General features: G+C 64.3%; 21 protein-coding genes. 16 read left to right on the top strand and 5 right to left on the bottom strand.

Features of this window, described 5'->3' with window-relative positions; translation table 11 throughout:
• The first annotated feature begins 120 nt into the window (after positions 1 to 120).
• A complete protein-coding gene (locus tag C489_RS16430) occupies positions 121 to 1,245 on the top strand; it encodes a glucose 1-dehydrogenase (protein WP_006432463.1) in 1,125 nt (374 codons plus the stop codon).
• Positions 1,242 to 1,895 (top strand): transcriptional regulator GfcR, encoded by a 654-nt coding sequence (gfcR, locus tag C489_RS16425; RefSeq protein WP_006432462.1) that lies wholly within the window; start codon positions 1,242 to 1,244, stop codon positions 1,893 to 1,895. The genes C489_RS16430 and gfcR overlap by 4 nt, the downstream gene beginning before the upstream one ends.
• Before the next feature lie 235 nt (positions 1,896 to 2,130).
• Here gfcR and C489_RS16420 read toward each other — a convergent pair whose 3' ends face one another.
• Positions 2,131 to 3,093, bottom strand: a complete 963-nt coding sequence (locus C489_RS16420; RefSeq protein WP_006432461.1) for a transcription initiation factor IIB — start codon at positions 3,091 to 3,093, stop codon at positions 2,131 to 2,133.
• Positions 3,094 to 3,255: 162 nt separating this feature from the next.
• Here C489_RS16420 and rnhA point away from each other — a divergent pair, with 162 nt between their 5' ends.
• The 3 genes from rnhA to C489_RS16405 all read left to right on the top strand — a co-directional run bounded on the left by rnhA (position 3,256) and on the right by C489_RS16405 (position 6,566).
• Positions 3,256 to 3,849, top strand: a complete 594-nt coding sequence (rnhA, locus tag C489_RS16415) for a ribonuclease HI (protein ID WP_006432460.1) — start codon at positions 3,256 to 3,258, stop codon at positions 3,847 to 3,849.
• A gap of 214 nt (positions 3,850 to 4,063) precedes the next feature.
• Positions 4,064 to 5,842, top strand: a complete 1,779-nt coding sequence (locus C489_RS16410; protein WP_049890965.1) for a hybrid sensor histidine kinase/response regulator — start codon at positions 4,064 to 4,066, stop codon at positions 5,840 to 5,842.
• A gap of 106 nt (positions 5,843 to 5,948) precedes the next feature.
• Positions 5,949 to 6,566: a DUF7108 family protein gene (locus C489_RS16405; RefSeq protein ID WP_006432458.1), complete on the top strand. Its 618-nt coding sequence runs from the start codon at positions 5,949 to 5,951 to the stop codon at positions 6,564 to 6,566.
• Here C489_RS16405 and C489_RS16400 read toward each other — a convergent pair.
• Complete coding sequence (locus tag C489_RS16400) at positions 6,563 to 6,922, bottom strand: PadR family transcriptional regulator (RefSeq protein ID WP_006432457.1); 360 nt, start codon at positions 6,920 to 6,922, stop codon at positions 6,563 to 6,565. The two genes, C489_RS16405 and C489_RS16400, sit on opposite strands and share 4 nt — an antisense overlap.
• A 205-nt stretch (positions 6,923 to 7,127) precedes the next feature.
• On the opposite strand from C489_RS16400, the gene C489_RS16395 reads away from it, so the two are divergent.
• From C489_RS16395 to C489_RS16375, 6 genes are all read left to right on the top strand, one after another.
• Positions 7,128 to 7,658, top strand: coding sequence for an inorganic diphosphatase (locus C489_RS16395; protein WP_006432455.1), 531 nt, complete (start codon positions 7,128 to 7,130; stop codon positions 7,656 to 7,658).
• Between the two features lie 170 nt (positions 7,659 to 7,828).
• Positions 7,829 to 7,963, top strand: coding sequence for a hypothetical protein (locus tag C489_RS22895; protein WP_006432454.1), 135 nt, complete (start codon positions 7,829 to 7,831; stop codon positions 7,961 to 7,963).
• A gap of 181 nt (positions 7,964 to 8,144) precedes the next feature.
• Positions 8,145 to 9,488 carry an alkaline phosphatase family protein gene (locus tag C489_RS16390; RefSeq protein ID WP_006432453.1) on the top strand — a complete coding sequence of 448 codons (1,344 nt, stop codon included), beginning with the start codon at positions 8,145 to 8,147 and terminating at the stop codon, positions 9,486 to 9,488.
• A 53-nt stretch (positions 9,489 to 9,541) separates the two neighbouring features.
• Positions 9,542 to 9,910, top strand: a complete 369-nt coding sequence (locus tag C489_RS16385; protein ID WP_006432452.1) for a hypothetical protein — start codon at positions 9,542 to 9,544, stop codon at positions 9,908 to 9,910.
• Positions 9,911 to 10,029: 119 nt separating this feature from the next.
• On the top strand, positions 10,030 to 10,443 hold the full coding sequence (locus C489_RS16380) for a DUF371 domain-containing protein (protein WP_006432451.1): 414 nt from the start codon (positions 10,030 to 10,032) through the stop codon (positions 10,441 to 10,443).
• An 82-nt stretch (positions 10,444 to 10,525) separates the two neighbouring features.
• Positions 10,526 to 11,344: an endonuclease III domain-containing protein gene (locus C489_RS16375; RefSeq protein ID WP_006432450.1), complete on the top strand. Its 819-nt coding sequence runs from the start codon at positions 10,526 to 10,528 to the stop codon at positions 11,342 to 11,344.
• Positions 11,345 to 11,472: 128 nt separating this feature from the next.
• On the opposite strand, the gene C489_RS16370 is transcribed toward C489_RS16375, so the two are convergent.
• Positions 11,473 to 11,880: a hypothetical protein gene (locus C489_RS16370; protein ID WP_006432449.1), complete on the bottom strand. Its 408-nt coding sequence runs from the start codon at positions 11,878 to 11,880 to the stop codon at positions 11,473 to 11,475.
• 431 nt (positions 11,881 to 12,311) lie between these two features.
• On the opposite strand from C489_RS16370, the gene C489_RS16365 reads away from it, so the two are divergent.
• From C489_RS16365 to C489_RS16350, 4 genes are read left to right on the top strand one after another with little or no spacing between them, the layout of a single operon-like run.
• Positions 12,312 to 13,460 carry an ABC transporter substrate-binding protein gene (locus C489_RS16365; RefSeq protein ID WP_006432448.1) on the top strand — a complete coding sequence of 383 codons (1,149 nt, stop codon included), beginning with the start codon at positions 12,312 to 12,314 and terminating at the stop codon, positions 13,458 to 13,460.
• A gap of 24 nt (positions 13,461 to 13,484) precedes the next feature.
• On the top strand, positions 13,485 to 14,642 hold the full coding sequence (locus C489_RS16360) for an ABC transporter ATP-binding protein (protein WP_006432447.1): 1,158 nt from the start codon (positions 13,485 to 13,487) through the stop codon (positions 14,640 to 14,642).
• A gap of 2 nt (positions 14,643 to 14,644) precedes the next feature.
• Positions 14,645 to 15,580, top strand: a complete 936-nt coding sequence (locus C489_RS16355; protein WP_006432446.1) for an ABC transporter permease — start codon at positions 14,645 to 14,647, stop codon at positions 15,578 to 15,580.
• Positions 15,573 to 16,376, top strand: coding sequence for an ABC transporter permease (locus tag C489_RS16350; RefSeq protein ID WP_006432445.1), 804 nt, complete (start codon positions 15,573 to 15,575; stop codon positions 16,374 to 16,376). The genes C489_RS16355 and C489_RS16350 overlap by 8 nt, the downstream gene beginning before the upstream one ends.
• A gap of 288 nt (positions 16,377 to 16,664) precedes the next feature.
• Here the strand turns inward: C489_RS16350 and C489_RS16345 are convergent, their stop codons facing one another.
• Entirely contained in the window at positions 16,665 to 18,599 is a 1,935-nt protein-coding gene (locus C489_RS16345; RefSeq protein WP_006432444.1) for a beta-CASP ribonuclease aCPSF1, read from the bottom strand.
• A 358-nt stretch (positions 18,600 to 18,957) separates the two neighbouring features.
• On the opposite strand from C489_RS16345, the gene C489_RS16335 reads away from it, so the two are divergent.
• Positions 18,958 to 19,443, top strand: coding sequence for a hypothetical protein (locus C489_RS16335; RefSeq protein WP_006432442.1), 486 nt, complete (start codon positions 18,958 to 18,960; stop codon positions 19,441 to 19,443).
• 58 nt (positions 19,444 to 19,501) lie between these two features.
• Here C489_RS16335 and C489_RS16330 read toward each other — a convergent pair.
• Positions 19,502 to 20,025: hypothetical protein (locus tag C489_RS16330; RefSeq protein WP_006432441.1), on the bottom strand; the 524-nt coding region annotated here is incomplete at its 5' end.

Raw genomic sequence — 20,025 nt, 5'->3', positions numbered from 1 at the left:
CAGTATCGGTCGCCCGACGACCGCCGCCGCGTCCGTGGCTCTCGACTCACTGTCCCGACCGCACAGCTATTTACTCGAGTAGGAATAAATATTTAACATCACGGTTCCTACCGGGTTCGTATGAAAGCCATCGCAGTCGCGCCCGGAGCGGGCGTCCCCGAAGTCGTCGAGCGGTCCGTTCCCGAGCCGGCTCCCGGCGAGGCGCTCGTGCGGATCTGTCGCGTGGGCGTCGACGGAACCGATTACGAGGTCATCGAGGGCTCTCACGGCGGGCTCCCGGATGGCGACAACGAGCTAATTCTCGGCCACGAGGCCGTCGGCGTCGTCGAGGATGCGAACGGGACCGCCCTCGAGGCGGGCCAGTACGTCGTGCCGACGGTCCGACGGCCGCCCACCGGCGTCGAGACCAACGCCTACTTCGAGCGCGGCGAGCCCGACATGGCACCCGACGGCGAGTACGTCGAACGCGGCATCGTCGGAGCCCACGGCTTCATGGCGGAGTACGTCACGAGCCCAGCCGACGACCTCGTGCCGATCGCCGACGATCTGGCACAGTGGGGCTTTCTCGTCGAGCCGATCAGCATCACCGAGAAGGCCCTCGAGCACGCTCGCGCGACGCGCTCAGCGTTCGACTGGCACCCCGAGTCCGCCCTCGTGCTCGGCACCGGCTCACTGGGGCTTCTGACCGCCGCGATGTTCACCGAGACCCTCGGCTACGATCGGGTCTACTGTCTCGGCCGGAAGGATCGGTCGCATCCGACGGTCGACATCGTCGAGCGACTCGGCGCGACGTACATCGACTCCCGCGAGACGCCGGTACCGGAGATCCCGGACGCGTACGAGCCGATGGACGTCGTCTACGAGGCGACCGGCTACGCGAAACACGCCTTCGAATCGATCGAGGCGCTCGCGCCGAACGGCGTCGCGGCGCTGCTCGGCGTCCCCGGCGACTGGGCGTTCGAGGTCGACGGCGGTCGCCTCCACCGCGAACTGGTGCTCCACAACAAGTCCCTCGTCGGCAGCGTCAACTCGAACCGCGGCCACTTCGAGGCGGCCATCGACACCCTCGCCGACCTCCCCGAGTGGGTACTCGAGGGGATCGTCTCTGGCATCTACGATCTCGAGTCGGTCGATCGGGCGTTCCCGGAAGCGACCGCGCGCGTCCCGGCTGGCGGCCGCGGATCGGCAGGAACCGTGGATGACGACACGACTATAAAAACGGCGGTCGAATTCGAAGGCATATGAAAAACGTCGACGACCTCATCGAGAGCGCGGCCGAGCTCGCGGCCCGGGGCCTCTCGAAGGGCGAAATCGCAGACGAGCTGAACGTTTCTCGAGAGACCGCGAGCTGGCTCGTCGAGCGCAGCAGCACGAGCCCGCAGCCGGCCGACCAATCGACCCAGCGACCGAACAACGGCGGGAGCAGCCCGCAGGACATCCACGTCGACTGGTCCGCGATCGGTCGGGACAGCAAACGAATGGGTGCCATCGCGGAGGCCATGGCCGACATGCTCGCCAAACACGGCGAGGACGTCGACCTGACGATCGGGATCGAGAAAGCCGGCGGCCCCATCGCCACCCTCGTCGCCCGCGAACTCGAGACCGACCTCGGGACTTACACCCCTGCGAAACACCAGTGGGAGGAAGGCGACATCGACGAACTCGGCGGCACCTTCTCGCGGAACTTCGCCGGCATCCGTGACCGCGAGTGCTACATCGTCGACGACACCGTCACCAGCGGCACCACCATGCGCGAGACCATCGAAGCGATCCGCGCCGAGGGCGGGAAACCCCTCGCCTGCGTCGTCCTCGCGGACAAGCAGGGCCTCGAGGAACTCGAGGGCGTCCCCGTCTACTCGCTGTTGCAGGTCATCAGCGTCGGCAAAGACGAGTAGTCGAGTCCGGGACTCGAGACCGGCGACTGCGCGATCGAGCAGCCACGCGGCCGCGGCAGTACACGGTCGAATTTTGCGCGTAAGCAGGCGATCACGCCTCCTGTCGGATTATACAGCTCCCGCTCGAGTGCTGACCACGTGACGGTTTCGGCAGCGATCCCGGCGACGACGACAACAGCGCAGTCGCTCGGATTCGAAATCGCAACGAAAGAAAACGGCTGGAAACGGCGCGGCGTTACCCGTGAATGCCCATCGCTTCGATCTGTTCCTGATACCGGTTCCGGATCGTCACTTCGGTCACCTGTGCGACGTCGGCGACCTCCCGCTGGGTCTTCTTCTCGTTACAGAGCAGCGACGCGGCGTAAATCGCGGCCGCGGCGTAGCCGGTGGGCGACTTGCCCGAAAGCAATCCTTCCTCGGCCGTCTTCTCGATGATCTCGTTGGCCTTGGTCTGGACCTCTTCGGAGAGTTCGAGTTCGGAACAGAAACGAGGGACGTACTTTTTCGGGTCGACGGGTCGCATCTCGAGGCCGAGTTCCTGCGAGATGTATCGATACGTGCGACCGATCTCTTTGCGTTCGACGCGGGAGACTTCCGAGATCTCCTCGAGGCTTCGCGGAATCCCCTCCTTTCGACAGGCGGCGTACAGTGCCGAGGTCGCGACCCCCTCGATGGAGCGGCCGCGGATGAGGTCTTCCTTGAGCGCGCGGCGGTAGATGACCGACGCGACCTCGCGGACCGAGCGCGGAACACCGAGCGCGGAGGCCATCCGATCGATCTCGCTGAGCGCGAACTGCAGGTTCCGTTCGCCGGCGTCTTTGGTACGGATCCGTTCCTGCCACTTGCGCAGCCGGTGCATCTGACTGCGCTTTTTCGAAGAAATCGAGCGTCCGTAGTCGTCCTTGTCCTTCCAGTCGATCGTCGTCGTCAGTCCCTTGTCGTGCATCGTCTGGGTCGTCGGCGCGCCGACGCGGGACTTCTCCTGTCGTTCCTGGTGGTTGAACGCCCGCCACTCCGGGCCAGGATCGATCTGTTCTTCCTCCACGACGAGCCCACAGTCTTCACAGATGAGCTCACCCCGGTCGGAGTCCTTAACGAGATTATCCGATTCACACTCGGGGCAGGCACGTACCCCCTCCTGATCCTCGGTCTCGTCCGTCTCGCGCGTTCGCTCCCGCTGGCGGGTGGACCGTGTCATCGCACTTTTATAGTAGTATCACCATGCTATATAAATATTTGGTGGCAGTTTTGCACCACGGGCGGATATCTGCCGAAAACAGCGAGTACAAGCGTTACAGACCGAGGTTTACGATTCGGTACCGGAAAGCCTTTATACGGATATGGCCGATCACGGAGACGAATGCCGGTTATCGAGTGCGACGTCGAGACGGCTCGCGAACGACTCGAGGCGGCGGGCGTGACCGTCGACTCGGGAAACACTGACCACGAGCGCTGGCGGGCGAGCCGGGGCGGTGCGACCGCCGTCGCCTACGACGACAAGGTCGTCATTCAGGGTGCCGAGCCGCGGGAGATCGAGGCCCTGCTCCGCGAGGACGGCGGGCGCGCACACGTCTACTTCGACGGCGGCTCGCGGGGCAACCCCGGCCCGGCCGCGATCGGCTGGGTGATCGTCACCGGCGACGGGATCGTCGCCGAGGACGGCGAGACCATCGGGACGGCGACGAACAATCAGGCCGAGTACGAGGCGCTGATCGCGGGCCTCGAGGCCGCCCGCGACTACGGCTACGACGAGGTCCACGTCCGCGGTGACTCCGAACTCATCGTCAAGCAGGTCCGCGGCGAGTACGACACCAACAACCCCGAACTCCGCGAGAAGCGGGTCACCGCCCACGAAATCCTGCAAGCGTTCGACGAGTGGACGCTGGAGTACGTTCCTCGAGAGGTCAACGACCGCGCGGACGGCCTCGTCAACGAAGCGCTGGATCAGGCGTAGCGTAGCCACTGACAGTCATTGCACGCCTGATCGCACGACTCCGTCGCAATCAGTGTATACCCCGTTTCAGTGGCTACTACAGCGTCGCCGGTTCGGTGGCCCCGGTGTGCTCTCCGGGTCGACGGATCGGTCGGTAGCGACCGGATTCGGGCGAGTGACGAACATACAGAGCCAGTATCGATTTAAGCGCTACCTGAGTAGTCTGTTCCCAGTAATGGGCCACGGCCATGATCCGATTCGTGTGCTCCACGTCGACGGCGATCCCGAGTTCTCCGAGGCGGTCGGCCGGTTCCTCGAGCGCGAGGACGATCGGTTCGATGTCACGACCGCCCCAGACGTCAGCGAGGGGCTGGCCTCCCTCGCCGAGCGCGATGTCGACTGCATCGTCTCCGACTACGACATGCCCGGCCGGGACGGCCTCGAGTTCCTCGAAGCCGTCCGGAGCGACGATCCGGATCTCCCCTTTATCCTCTACACGGGAAAGGGGTCCGAAGCGGTCGCCAGCGACGCCATCTCCGCCGGCGTCACCGATTACCTCCAGAAGGAACGCGGAACCGACCAGTACGCCATCCTCGCGAACCGAATCGCAAACGCCGTCGAGGCGCGGCGCTACCAACGGCTGTTCACCGAGCGAACGCGCCGCCTCGAGACCCTGATCGACAACCTCCCGGGGATGGTCTACCGGTGTCGAAACGTGCCCGACTGGCCCATGGAAACCGTCGAGGGCGAAGTCGAATCGCTGTCGGGGTACACGGCCCGCGAACTGGAACGCAACGAGGTGAAGTGGGGCGAGTCGGTGGTCCATCCTGCGGATCAGGCGGAGACGTGGGAGACGATCCAGGACTCACTGTCGGCCGACGGAACCTTCGAAGTGACCTACCGGATCGTCACGGCCGACAGGACCACGAAGTGGGTCTGGGAGCGCGGGCGCGGTATTGACGAAGCTGACGGCGATCCGGAGACGTTGGAAGGGTTCATCACGGACGTCACTGAGCAGAAACGGCGCGAGCGCGAGCTCCGACGGGCCCGCGAGGAGTACGGGGCGCTGATCAACGGCATGAACGACACCGCGTGGGTCCTCGATATCGACGGCACGATCCTCGCAGTGAACGACGCCGCCGTCGAGACGATGGGCTACTCGCGCGAGGAACTCCGGTCGATGAGGCCCCACGATTTCGATATCGGTCTCGACGAAGCCGAACTCTCGGAACTCATCGAAACCATGCCGACAGACGGGATACAGGTCTTCGAGACCGTCCACGAGACCAAAGACGGCGAGCGGATCCCCGTCGAGATCAGTTCCAGTCTGATCCCCTATCACGGCGACACGGTCGTCTTGAGCATCGCGCGGGACATCTCCGATCGGAAAGAACGCGAGGAGCAACTGGAGCGCTTTGCCTCCATCGTCAGTCACGACCTTCGGAACCCGCTTAACGTCGCGCAGGGCCACCTCGAGTCGGCTCGCGAGGAGCGCGACAGCGAGCACCTCGAGCACGTCGCTCGCGCCCACGAACGGATGGCGGCGCTGGTCGATGATCTGCTGGCGCTCTCGCGTGCGGGCGCTCGGATCGGCGACGTGGAGTCGGTCGATCTCGGGGCGACCGTCGACCACTGTTGGCAAAACGTCGCCACGGCGAACGCGACCGTGCGGACCGACATCGATAGAACGGTTCGAGCCGATCCGACCCGACTGGCACAGCTCTTAGAGAACCTGTTCCGAAACGCGGTCGAACACGGCGGCGACGAGGTGTCGATCACCGTCGGGGAGCGGCCGGACGGGTTCTACGTCGCGGACGACGGGAGGGGAATCGCCGAACAGGAGCGCGAGGAGGTGTTCCGCGACGGCTACTCGACGGCGGCCGAGGGAACCGGCTTCGGACTCTCGATCGTCGAGCAGGTCGCCGACGCCCACGGCTGGTCCGTCACCGTCTCCGACAGCGAGCACGGCGGCGCGCGGTTCGATGTCGTCGGCCTCGAGTCGGCCGACGACTGACGCCCGAAGGGAACTGCGGGAGGACCCACCGCTGTCCGTCTCCCCCCGCCAGCCACGCCGGACCGGATCGTCAAGCGCAAAACCGCTCGAGTGCGTAGACGCTCCTATGACCGAGTCGAACGCGAGCGACCCTGCCGAGGACGGAGACGGTACGAGCGACGACGGGCTTCCACGGGATGTCGTCGACGAAGTCGAACGCCTAACGCGCCTCGAGCGCGGTGCGGTCGACGAGAACGAAAGCGAGGCCTACGAACAGCGGCGCGACGAACTGCTCGACGACCACGACTTTACGGCCCGTGTCCGGGACGACGACGGCGACGACATCCTCGTCTGCCACCCCGAGGAGTGGCATGACGAGGAAAACGGCGTCATCAGGACCGAGCGGATCGACAACATCGACCGCGCGGTCGAGATCGCGCTCGAGGGGACGGCCGACCCGGACGACTGGGCGGCCGTCGACGAGCACAATCGGGATCTCGTCGCAGCGGTCAAGGAGGCCCACGGCGATGTCCACGGCGATAACGCCGCCATGCTCGCTGATTTCGCGGGCAATCACTACGCGAAGCCGATGGAATCATTGACGAGCGAGGAACTCGCCGAGTTCGGCACTGACTACGTGGTTCGGAACGCGTGGCCGTCGGCAAAACAACAGGAAGTGATCGCGGAATCGATCGAACTCGTCTTCGAGACCGCCGAAGAGCCGGTCCCGGAGATCCGGTTCTAGTAGCTGTTTTCGACGATCTCGCTGATCTCGTCGGCGCGGTCGTCGCCCGTGACGATCTTCGAGAGCGACCACTGGATGCCGTCGAGGACGGCGTCGTAGCCGTCGTCGGTCAGCGAGTACTGGTTGGTTCGCTTGTCGAGTTCGCTCTTCTCGACCAGTCCGAGATCGACGAGTTCGTCGAGGTTGGGGTAGAGTCGGCCGTGATTGACTTCGGTCCCGTAGTAATCCTCGAGTTCCCGCTTGATCGCCAGGCCGTACATCGGCTCCTTGGCGAGGATGACGAGGATGTTGTTCTGGAACGCTGTGAGTTCGCGTGCAATACTCTGTTCGCCGGTGATTGATTGTGCCTCTGACATACGTATGCAAATGTCACCAGACTATTTAAGACTTGTCAACTATTCCTTCGTATCAGTCGGCCGGACAGGCCGTTACCGACCGCTACACCGCCGGACACTGGTGTACGTGTCCGATTCGTGTCTGTCGATTATCTGGCAACCGTCGCGTCAATAGTGACACTCGATTACGAAAGTACTTTTTGATCGACGGTGGATGCTCCGGTACATGGTCAACCTCTGGGAAGACCTCGAAACCGGACCGAATCCGCCAGAAGAGATCTACGCCGTCGTGGAGTGTCTCAAGGGCGAGCGAAACAAATACGAGTACGACAAGGACGTTCCCGGCGTCGTGCTGGACCGCGTGCTCCACAGCAACGTCCACTATCCGAGCGACTACGGCTTCATTCCGCAGTCGTACTACGACGACGAGGATCCCTTCGACGTGCTCGTCCTCGTCGAGGACCAGACGTTCCCCGGCTGTGTCATCGAAGCCCGTCCCGTCGCCCTGATGAAGATGGACGACGACGGCGAGCAAGACGACAAGGTCATCGCCGTCCCGAGCGAGGACCCGCGCTACGATCACATCGAGGACCTCGAGGACATCCCACAGCAGGAACTCGACGAAATCGACGAGTTCTTCTCGAGCTACAAGAACCTCGAGGAAGGCAAGGAAGTCGAGACGCTGGGCTGGGAGGACAAGCAGGCGGCCTACGACGCAATCGAGCACGCACAGGACCTCTACGACGAGAACTTCTAGAGCCGATCGACGGCAAGACGGTCACCGACGGACCCACCGCGTCTGCGGTGGTCCTGTTCTCGCAGTTATCGGCGACTCGAGTTGATTCCCGAGAGTTATCCGCGCCCGTTCGGGAGATGCATTATGAGCATGGGTAATTTTATCCCCGAACACGCCGTAGTCGTTCCTGTATGGTAGCACCCGACCCTTCCCCGCGACCGTCACCGTCGGCCGACGACGCGGTCGAGTCCGCCGCCGGCATGGCCCACCCCACGGTCGTCCCGGCCAACTTCGATCCTGAGGACTCGAGCGACCGCGACGAGTAATCCTCGCCCGCGGATTGCCGAGACTCCAGATCGGTGTCTCTCGCTCAATTCACCGCTGAGATGCGAAATCTGACATCACTATAGCGCCGGACGGTGGGACACCAGCACACGGAGTGTCAGCGGTTCGCAAAACACTATCTCGAAACGAACCTTCTTGTATGCGGTCGAACTACGTCCGTCCATGGGTCTGTTCGATCGATTGCGGGGCGACGGCGACCCCCGGGTCGCATTTATCGGGGTCGACGGCGTACCGTATAGTCTCCTCTCGGAGAACGAGGAACTGTTTCCGAACTTCGCTGCGCTCGCCGACGACGGGACCGCCGCGGAAATCTCGAGCATCGTCCCGCCGGAGTCGAGCGCTTGCTGGCCGTCGCTGACGACCGGCATGAACCCCGGCGAGACGGGCGTCTACGGCTTCCAAGACCGAGAGGTCGGCACGTACGACACCTACGTCCCGATGGGCCGGGACGTCCAGGCCGACCGCGTCTGGGACCGCGTACAGGAGGACGGCCGCAAGGCCACCGTGATGAACGTTCCCGTCACGTTCCCGCCCCAGCGCGACGTCCAGCGAATGGTCTCGGGCTTTCTCTCACCCGGCCTCGATAAGGCCGCCTACCCCGACGACGTGCGCGACTACCTCGAGACGCTCGATTACCGGATCGACGTCAATCCGAAACTCGGCCATCAGGCGGACAAATCCGAGTTCATCGAGGACGCCCACGCAACCGTCGACGCCCAGTATGAGGCCTTCCAGCACTACATCGACGAGGACGACTGGGATCTCTTCTTCGGCGTCTTCATGACGACCGACCGGGTCAACCACTTCCTGTTCAAGGACTACGAGCGCGACGGCGAGAACAAGGACGCGTTCATCGAGTTCTACCAGAAGGTCGACGACTACATCGGCCGCCTGCGCGACTCACTGCCCGACGACGTGACCATGATCGTCGCCTCCGACCACGGCTTTACCAGCCTCGACTACGAGGTCCACTTCAACGAGTGGCTCCGCCAGGAAGGCTGGCTCTCCTTCGGGACTGACGACCCCGAGGAACTGGGCGACATCTCCGACGACACCACGGCCTACTCGTTCATCCCCGGCCGCTTCTACATCAACCTCGAGGGTCGCGAGCCCCACGGGTCCGTCCCCGAAGACGAGTACGACGCAGTTCGGGACGAACTCAAGGCCGACCTCGAGGCCCTCGAGGGGCCAAACGGCAACAAGGTCGTCGAACGCGTCGTCGAGAAGGAAGAGGCCTTCCGCGGCGACCACGACGACATCGCGCCGGATCTGGTCGCGATCCCGAACAAGGGCTTCGACCTCAAGTCCGGGTTCAAGGGCGACTCCGACATCTTCACCACCGGACCGCGAAACGGGATGCACAGCTTCGACAACACATCGCTGTACATCGACCACCCCGAGGCGACGATCGACGACGCCGACCTGTTCGACATCACGCCGACGATCCTCGACCTGCTGGAGATCGACTACAGCCGCGGCGATTTCGACGGCGCGAGCCTCGTCTAAGCGGCGGCCTCGAGCGCCAGTAGGTATTTCTCCGCTGCCAGTCACGTGCGGATATGAACGATACCCTGACCGTCGGGAGCAGCCTCGTCGCCGCGATCGTGCTCGCCGGCATCGTCGGCGCGCTCACCGAGAGCCCGGCCGTCCTCGGGATCACGGCAGCCGGAATCGCGATCTATCTGGCCGTCGGCATCGGCCTCCCGCAGTACCTGCTCTCGCGCCGGCGCGGGTCGACACTCCAGGTCGGACTTGCCGTCCTCGCGATCGGCGCTGCGGCGAGTGTCGTGGCCGCCGGCGTCGCGACGGGAACGCTCCACGACGACTCAGGCCCCGGATTCGTCGCGATCTTGCTCCTCGTCGTCCTCGGCAACGCCGTCGGTGCCGGCCTCCGCGAGTTCCGGTCCGGCTACCGCTCCGCGTCGTAGGTCGTCCGTCTCGCATCGCAACGCGGACTGGACCGCACCACCGCACCGAACGCGACACGCGCCGTCGCGCGACGACCGCGATTCGATCCCGTTTTCCGCCCGGCACCGAACCGCCGTCCATGGACGAAGTCATTCGCGCTCGCGGCCACGAGAACGTCAGCGCCGAGCACGCGAGCACCTTCGAAGTGACGACCGACGACTACCTCACTCCCGCCGGCGACTGCATCCTCGCGATCGAGGCCGACCGCGCCCCCGCCGATTTCGACCCCGAGTTCGTCGCGGCCTGCCGAGACGCCGACGCGACGATCACCGTCACCGTCGAGGCCGACGGCCACACGGAGACCGTCGAGGGACGCGGCGATCCCGACCTCGAGTTCGCGAACGAGCGCAGCGCGGTCGGGCGCACGAGCGACTACGTCGACGACCGGACGATCGTCGTGGGTGCCGAGTTCGCGGCCGAGGGGTTCGATCGCGGCCTCGTCGCCGCGCTGGCCGACGGGGCCGAGGCGACGGTGACGATTTCCGTCGAGTGATCGCTCGCAGGTCGGATTGAGGGCGCGGGCTCGAGCCCCCGGTTCCGCCGCGGTTTTGACCCTGCGGCCCTAACGCGGCGATATGAGCGACGATCCGGAGCCCGCAGTCAACATCAGCGGCGGTGCGACCGGCGGCGGCGTCGCGGCCGAGTTCGATCCCGCGACCGCGGACACCCGCGCGGAGGAGGTCGTCGACCGACTGGGGGAACTGTTCTGGCAGAAGCAGTACGGTGGGCGAGACGCCTTCACCTGCCTCGTCCGGACGATCCTGAGCCAGAACACCAGCGACAAGGCGAGCCAGCCGGCCCACGACGCGCTGCTCGAGCGGTATGACGGCCCCGATATCGACCTCGCCGAATCGCTCGCGAGCGCCGAGCAGTCGACCCTTGCCGAGACGATCAGCGGCGCGGGGTTATACAACCAGAAGTCCGAGACGCTCATCGACACCGCCGAGTGGGTCCTCGCGGAGTTCGGCTCGGCTGCCGCGTTCGATACCTTCGTCAAGGACGAGGAGCCGTCGGCCGTCCGCGAGACGCTGCTTTCCGTCCGCGGCGTCGGGCCGAAGACCGCCGATTGCGTCCTGCTCTTCGCGGGTGGTCGCGGCGGCGTCTTTCCCGTCGACACTCACGTCCACCGAATCTACCGCCGCATGGGAATCGCGCCGCCGGACGCGGACCACGAGGCCGTTCGGGCCGTCCTCGAGCGCGACGTGCCCGCCGAAAAATGCGGCTTCGGACACACGGCGACCATCCAGTTCGGCCGCGAGTACTGTACGGCGCGCACACCCGCCTGTCTCGAGGACCCGGACGCCTGTCCGATGGCCGATATCTGCGATCAGGTCGGCGTCTATCCCGCGACGGACGAGGTCGTCGATCCCGCCGCCGCTCCCGAGGACGAGTGAGCACTCGAGGCGACCAGCGAACGCGATACTATAGTAGCCACTGAAACGATTTACACACTGATCGTGACGCAGTCGTGCGATCAAGTGTGCAATGACTTTCAGTGGCTACTATAGCCGAAGAGTCTCCGCTACTGCTCTGCGATCCACTCCAACGCGTCCGCTTCGCTTCCGAACGTGCGGTATTCGAAGTCGGGATCGATCGCATTCAACGTCGATTCGATGCGACCCATATCCAGACTCGAGATCGCGGAGTCCGCGTACACGCCGGCCCCTGCCCTGACGCCATGGTCGATCAAGTTCGGCAGCCAGGTCTCGCCGAGCCACTGCTTGTCCTCCTCTTCGTGCGCCATGAACGCCTCGGTGTTGACGACGTACCGTTCGACGCCCGTCGCTTCGATAATTGCCTCCCATCTGCGGGCGACCTCCCGAAGCCGTTCCCCCGTGAGGTATTCGTTGTACGTGAAAATCGGCACGCCGAGCGCGTCGGCTCGTTCGATCGTGTACTCCTCGGTCCGCTCTAGGACTGTCGTAGTCATGTACACAGCGTTCCTGTGCACTGTTTTAAACTATTTGGGCGAAGTATCCGTACTGATATTCTCATCGTTCCTCGAGCACGAATCGTACCGCCGGATGACGTGCCGAACGGAACCGATGACGTTGACGGGTGCGAGAGCCGACGAGGGCGAGGAAATATAACAGGTATATGAGCGTTGTATAACGCGGCGCTCGTTCGATCGCGCGGCCGGGCCGATTCCCGTCGCTGCTCGAGTCGATCGACCGCCGATTCGACGCTATTACCTTCGGTATGGCATGGTTTTCCGTGTCACGGTCTCAGGCGGAAATCGAACTGGAGACGAGATCGAACCCGCCGCAGTCGGGAGCTTCGACACGCCATGCGCGATTTATGACACGTTTTCCGGACTTCACAACGGTTATATGTCGGTATCGGGGTAGACCCGGGGTACCAATGCCTGCAGGCCCAGATCGGGATGCAGAGACGAGCGGGTGCGAGTCGACGGCAGCGTCGCCGACCGACCGAGCGCGGAACGCGGTCTCGCGCCGACGGCTGTTGTCGGCGACTGCGGCCGGCTCGGCGACCGCCCTCGCCGGCTGTACCGAACTCCTCTCCGGCGGAGGCGGCGACCCGCTGCGCGTCAGCGTCTGGAGCGGAAACTACGCCGATCGATTCGAAGAATCGGTCGTCTCGAGATACGAAGACGAGTTCGACGCGGAAGTCCAACTCGAGCCGGGGTGGAACAACATCCTCAGCGACATTCAGACCGCGCCGGACGACGATCCGCCGTACGACGTGACGATCACGGAGGGGAACTTCTACTACTACGGGAGACAGGACGATCTCTTCCACGAGATCAGGACGGAAAACGTTCCCAACTTCGACGAGGTCATCGACTACTACGCGGAGTTCCGAAACACGGAGTACGGGATGCCGGTCGATGGCGCTCCCTGTACGATCATCCACCGCGAGGGGATGGATTTCGAGCCGGACTCGTGGGCCGACCTCTCATCGCCGGCCGTCGCCGAAAGCAACGGCGTCGGCGTCGATACCGGCTTCTGGTGGTACCCGATGTACGCCGCCGCCGTCGGCATGGACGAGGCCGAACTCGGCGAGGAGATGCACGACGCCGACCTGCACGACGACGTCCTCGAGACCGTCCGCGAGTGGCCCGTCGAGAGCTGGGCGAGCTCCGGCGAGGACATCTGGCAGGCGTTCCAGAACGACGTCATCGACGTCGCCCAGTGGTACTACGAGCAGACGGCCTACGACATCGACGACTACGACGGCCTGACCCACACGATGCCGGAGGAGACGACCGGCTATCTGAACCACTGGTGTGTCGTCGAGGGTACCGACAAACGCGATCAGGCCGAGGAGTTCATCAACTTCCTCATGGATTCCGAGGTCCAGACGGCGTGGTCCGAGGAGATGCCCACCCTGTTCTGTAACGAAAATACCGAGTACGCCGGCGATCTAGCGGACGATCTGCCGAGCAACAGCGAGGAGGCACGGAACATCGCCTTCCCGGACTGGGAGTTCCTCTCGGAGCACAGCGGCGATCTCTCCGACGACTTCACCGAGATGCAGTCGAACGCCTAACGGGTCGCCACCGCCACACCATTCATGTCTGAAATTACGCTTTCCGGACTCGAGAAACGGTACGGAGACACGCTCGCCGTCGAGGACGTCTCAGTGACGATCGACGACGGCGAACTACTGTGCCTGCTCGGGCCCAGCGGCAGCGGCAAGTCCACGACGCTGCGGATGCTTGCCGGCCTCGAGACGCCGACCGACGGCGAAATACACATTGGCGACGAGGACGTGACCGACCGCCCGGCCTACGAACGCACCACCGCGACGGTGTTTCAGGACTGGGCGCTGTTCCCCCACAAGACGGTCCTCGAGAACGTCGCCTTCGGGCTGAAGATGCAGGGGACGGGGAAAGACGAGCGCCGCGAGCGGGCCAAGGAGATGCTCGAGCGCGTTCGGATGGGCGAGTACGCCGACGACGACCCGATGAACCTGAGCGGCGGGCAGAAACAGCGCGTCGCGCTCGCGCGGGCGCTCGCCGTCAACCCCGACGTCTTGTTGCTCGACGAGCCGCTGTCGAACCTCGACAAGCGGCTCAGCGAGGACATGCAGATCGAACTCCGCGAGATCCACGAGGAACTCGAGGAGACGTTCGTCCACGTCACCCACGACCAGGACGAGGCGTTTACCCTCGCCGACCGAATCGGCATCATGGCCGACGGGAGCCTCGTGCAGGTTGGCGAGCCGAACGAGGTCTACGAGAACCCGAAGAACCGGTTCATCGAGGCCTTTCTCGGGGATACGAACTTCGTTGCCGGCGAGGTCGAGCGGACGACGGCGGAGTCAGTCCACGTCGAGACCGAACTGGGCCGCGAAGTCGTCCTCCCGAGGACGGGCGACGCGGACGACGCGGACGCCCTCACCGAGGGCGAGTCGGTGGCCCTGTCGCTTCGTCCCGAAGTGCTCTCGATCGAGCCGGCGGACGCGGCCACATCCGACGGCGAGTCGGACCGGACACAGCCGGTTCGCACCGACGGAGACACGACGAACGCCGTCGTCGGTACCGTCGAGAACGTCCTCTATCGGGGCTCGACGATCCGCTACTCCGTCGCGGTCGAGGACACGTCGGTGTTCGTCGAACGAACCGTTGCCGACTCCGGCGCGTTCGACGCCGGCGACGAGATCCGAATCAGTTGGGACGGTGCGGACGTCCTCGCGTTCCGTGACGACGGCTCGAGGGTCGACCTGTAACGATGTCCGGAACGCACTCATCGTCCGCACTGCCGGCTCCGATCGCGCGGCTCTGGGAGTCGTTACGGGAGCGATCGCGCTCGAAGCGGGCGCTGCTGTTGATGGCCCCGCTGCTGGTCTTCGAGTTGCTCCTGTTCGTCGCGCCGTTTCTGATCCTGCTGCGGATCAGCCTCACGGACGGGTCACAGGACCTCCGCTACGCGCCGGGAACGTGGTCGATCTCCGGATACGGCGAGGTGTTTACCACCGACGTACTGCTGAACGCGATCACCTACTCGATCAAGCTGGGACTGCTCGCGACGGCGATCACGGTCGTGATCGCGACGTTTTACGCCTACGCGATCTGGCGATCCGAGGGGCTCGTCAAGTCGGCGCTGCTGTTCTCGGTCATCTTGCCCCTGCTGACGACGCTGGTCATCAAGACCTACGCGTTCATGCCGCTGCTCTCGCCCAACGGGACGCTCAACGATGTCCTGCTATCGCTGAACCTCATCTCGGAGCCGATCCAGTTCGTCCCCGGGACGGTCGGCGTCGTCGTCGGACAGGTCTACATCGTCCTGCCCTACGCCGTGCTGGCGATCTACAGCGTCCTCGCGACGATGGACTGGGGGATCGTCGAAGCCGCTCGCGACCTCGGCGCGAGCCGCCCGCGCTCGGTGCTCGAGGTCGTCGTGCCCCAAGCGATGCCCGGCATCATCGTCGCGACGGTGATCTCCTTTGCCTGGAGCGTCGGTGCCTACGCCGCGCCGGGACTCCTCGGCGACGGGCAAAACAAGGCGAGGGCGTTCGCGCTCGTGGTCGAGGAGCAGCTGCTGACGAACCTTCAGTGGGAGGTCGCGACCGCGTACGCGGTCGTCATGTTGCTCCTAATGGTCGTGAGTATCGTCCTTCTGACAGCCACGCTCAACTACTTCGGAGGTGAGTTCGAATATGCATAGAGAACAATTCGAGAACGCCCTGTTCCGGGCGGGCTATCTGGCGATTTTGGTGTTCATGCTGTTACCGCTCGCGGTGGTCGTCGTGACCTCCTTCGCGGAGTCGGGGAACCTCGCGTTCCCGCCCGAGAGCTACTCGCTGGTCCACTATCGCGCGTTCTTCGAGCAGACGCGCTGGCTGTCGGCGTTCGACAACAGCCTCCTCGTCGGCGTCGGGACGACGATCGTCGCAACCACGCTCGGCGTCACGGCCGCGTTCGGTCACGAAATCGACGACGGCCGCGCCGGACAGGTGCTCGCGCCGCTGGTCCTTGTCCCGCTGCTGATCCCGCCGATCATCCTCGGGATCTCGATGCGGGTCTACTTCGTCAGGGCCGGCCTCGAGGCCTCGTACCTGAGCATCGTCCTTGCGCACACGCTGTGGGCGACGCCGCTCGTCTACTTCGTGATGCGATCGGTGTTCAGCCGGTTCGACTGGCAACTCCTCGACGCCGCGAAAGACCTCGGCGCGGGACCGATCCGGTCGTTCGTCTACGCCGTCCTCCCCAACGTCAAACACGGGATCTTCGTCGGCGCGCTGCTCGCCTTTATCATCAGCCTCCAGGAGTTCGTGATGGCGCTGTTCCTCTCGAGTCGCAGCACGGAGACCATCCCGGTCGTCGCGTGGACCCAGATCCGACAGTCCCTGGACCCGATGGTGAGCGTCGTCTCGACGTTCCTGATCGTCATCTCGCTCATCGCGATCGTGATCGCAACGATCGCCACGAACCTGGACTGGCTCTCGAAACAGCTGTCCTGATCGGTCGGTTCCGTTCGGCTCTTTTTTCGATCGGTTTCTCACCGACTCGAGCAGTCGGTAACGTAGCGAACCCGAACGGCCGGCAGAAACCTGTGGCAGTGACTCTGACTAGTGCAGTGGCTTCCACCGATGCGGTGGCCGTCTCGAGGGCTCGCCGATTCGGCGAGCCCTCGAGTCACGGGGGAGGGCAGGCCGATCGCGCGGCTCGCGGACCCGCGAACCGCGCCAGTGCGGTCCTGGCGGACATAAAAAGGGCGAGTGAGGCCTGCCAAGGCCGAACGAGGGCTTTTATAGGAAGCGGAAGGTCTCGAGGTTCTTCGGCGCGAAGGTGCGCATGTCGTAGTCGTGGTAGAGCGCCGACGAGAGGTCCTGGGTGGAGCGTTCGTCGCCGTGGACACAGAGCACCTTCTCGGGGCGGGGATTCATCGTCTTGACGAAGTTCTCGAGGCCGGCGCGGTCGGCGTGGCCGGAGAAGCCGTCGACGGTTTCGACGTCCATGTTCAGCGAGAGGGTGCCGCGACCGCCGCCGTTGCCCATGGCACCGACCTCGCTGGTCGGGATCTCGTCCCAGCCGTTCTGGATGCGTCGGCCGAGGGTTCCCTGGGCCTGGTAGCCGACGAAGACGAGCGTCGAGTCCGGATCGGGACCGATGTGACCGAGCCAGGACATGATCGGGCCGCCGGTGACCATCCCGGAGGTCGAGAGGATGATACAGGGCTCGCCGTCGGCGACATCCTGTCGTTCCTCCTCGCCGCCGTCGATGTGGTTGAACTCGTCGGCGAGGAAGGGGTTCTCATCCTCGTGGAAGATGCGGTCGCGCAGGTCGTCGCGCAGGTATTCGGGGTAGGTCGTGTGGATCGCCGTCGCTTCCCAGATCATCCCGTCTAAGTGGACCGGCATCTCGGGGATGTCGCCGCTGCGCATCGCCTCCTCTAAGACGAGCATGATCTCCTGTGACCGGCCGACCGCGAAGGCGGGAATGACGACCTTGCCGTCCTGTTCGTAGGCTTCGTTGATGACTTCCTTGAGCCTCTCCTCGGAGTCCTGCTGGTCGGTCTGGTAGTCGTTGCGACCGCCATAGGTCGACTCGAGGACGAGCGTTTCGACCCGCGGGAAGTCGTTGACCGCACCGTTGAACAGGCGGGTGTCGTCGTAGTGAATGTCGCCGGAGAAGGCCACGTTGTAGAGGCCGTCGCCGATGTGGAAGTGCGAGACGGCCGAGCCGAGGATGTGGCCGGCGTTGTGGAAGGTGAGTTTGACGTCCGGCGCGATGTCGGTGACATCGCCGTACTCGAGCGGGATGCAGTGTTTGATCGCTTCGCGGACCTGCTCGCTCTCGTAGGGCGGACTGCGGCCTTCCTTGGCCGCGACGTCGAGGTAGTCAAGCGTCAGCAGGCCCATCATGTCCCGTGTGGGCTCGGTACAGTAGATCGGGCCGTCGTAGCCGTACTTGAACAGGAGCGGGATCAGCGCGGAGTGGTCGAGGTGGGCGTGGGTCAGCACGACCGCGTCGATGGTCTGTGGGCCCGCGCCGAGCGCCTCGGGTGCGTGGAGGTAGGGCACTTCACCTTCAGCGCCGGGCTTGTCCCCACAGTCGATGAGGATGCGCGTTTCCGGCGTCGAGAGGATGAAGGAGGCCCGACCGACTTCGCGACAGCAGCCCAGCGTCGTGATGCGGACGTACTCGTCGTCGGACATCTCCTCGCGGTGGATCTGTCGGCCGACCTTCTCTAAGATGTCCCGTCGGTCGTCGCGTTCCTGCTTGAGGAAGCTGCGAACGTTCGAGACCGTCGAGGATTCGATCGGCGGCGTGCGGACGACTTCGGGCGTCCAGCCGACGTTTTTGGTGATTTCGCGGAGCGTCGACCCGTGGCGGCCGATGACCATGCCGGGCTTTTCGGCCTCGATGACGACCTCGCCGGTGTCGGCGTGGAAGTCGAGGTCCGTGACCCCCGCGTCCTCGGGGATGACGTTCATGATCTCCTCGCGAGCCTGCTCGGGTCGCGAGAGGACGCTCGGGTCCGGTCGGACGGTGATCCGCTTGCGGAGCTTGCTCGCGAGCTGCCGAATCAGATCGCCCTGCTGGGCGAATTTCTTCGGATCGCGCGTGTAGACCACCAGTTCCGGGCCTTCGTATTTCACCGAGGAGACCGAGATATCGCTCGGTAACTCGCTCGTGATCTGTGCTTTGAGATCGTCGAGTTGCTGCTCTACAGTGCTCATAGGTCGCCGAATGTGGATTGCGTGAACTCACCGTCCGGAACCGGACACGACGTCAGGACAGGAGTCGGAGATCGGAGACGGCCGAGAGAGATCGGTTCGACGGCGGCCAACCGACGGCCGCCGTGCCGGAATCGGGAGCGCACCGCGTCGCCCGCGGGGGCGACGGCGCTCGTCTGCCGGTTCGTCTCCCGAATCATCGTATCCGACTCCGTGTCGTGACGAACATGCTCCCGGATCGGTTATCCTGGTCCGTGCGGGACAATTCCAGGGAGAACCCGCTTACTCGACGCTATTCTTTGCGTGGTATAAAAGCCTTCGCAAAAACCAGGGCCGTGGGGACGATAGTCCTCACCTGCACATGCACGTTTCACCCGCTCGAGTCGCCGAGGAGCGCGATTGGGTCATCAACCGCGCCGACACCGTCGTCCCGCTCATTAACAACGTTCGCGACGATCTCGGCGAGGTCTTCGGGACGGATGTCGATTCGGTCTCGGAGTCGGACTATCGCGACGCGGTCGACGCCGTCTTTGCGGACGGCGATCTGGCCGTCAACGTCGCCGCGATGGTCGCGATTCTACGAGAGCTCGACGTGGAGGGGGACTATCCGGGGTTCGTGGTCGATGAACTCCTCGGCCGCGAACTGGCCGCGACGATCGCCGGCCCGCAGCCGCTGCGGACGCTCGGCGAGGCCACCTTCCACTACGCCGACGTTCGAGTCCACGGCGAGGCCGACGAAAACGCCGGTATCGACGACTGCGAGGCGGCGCTGGCCGCCGGCTTTCAGGAACGACTGCCCGGCTGGAACTGGACGGAACGGGAGAGTCCCTTCGCCCTCGAGCGCTGAGTCACCCACTGGCGAGAGCGGTAATGACGCCGGGTACGCTAAGTATGCCGAGTACGAGTTAGCTTGCCGTTTCGTTCCCGGAATCCGTCTCGTTGCCGCCGTCGGAGCTGTTGGTCTCGTTGCCCGCTGTCTGCTCCTGTTGTTGCTGTTGTTGTTCGCGCATCGCCTGCTGTTGTTGCTGTTGCTGGACGAATACCTCGTACTGATCGCCGGGATAAATGCCGTCGACGGTGCCGTCTCGAAGCGTCCCCATGATCGCTTCGTCGGACCCGGTGACGCGGAAGAGGCCATACTGTGTCTCGGAGTCCTCGATCGTGAAATCGCGGTCGGACGCCGAGTCCTCGAACTCGCTCCCGGCCTGCTCGATCAACTCGCGCTGTTGTGCCACCGCTTCCTCTTGGGTAAGGTTTCCGCTCTGGTACTCCTGGTTGAGACTCGCGAGGTCTTCCTGATCCGGAGAAACCGCCACCGTGACCGCATCGCCCCCCGAATCGTCCGACTGCGTCAACGAGTCGAGTTGGGAACAGCCGGCGAGCGACGCGGCTGCTCCGGTACCGGTCAGTGCGAGGAAGTTGCGGCGAG

Origin of the sequence: Natrinema versiforme JCM 10478 (assembly GCF_000337195.1) — an archaeon.
In the GTDB taxonomy this organism is placed as follows: Archaea; Halobacteriota; Halobacteria; order Halobacteriales; family Natrialbaceae; genus Natrinema; species Natrinema versiforme.
Note: the sequence above shows the minus strand (reverse complement) of the source record. Positions and strands in the feature narration are given on the sequence as shown.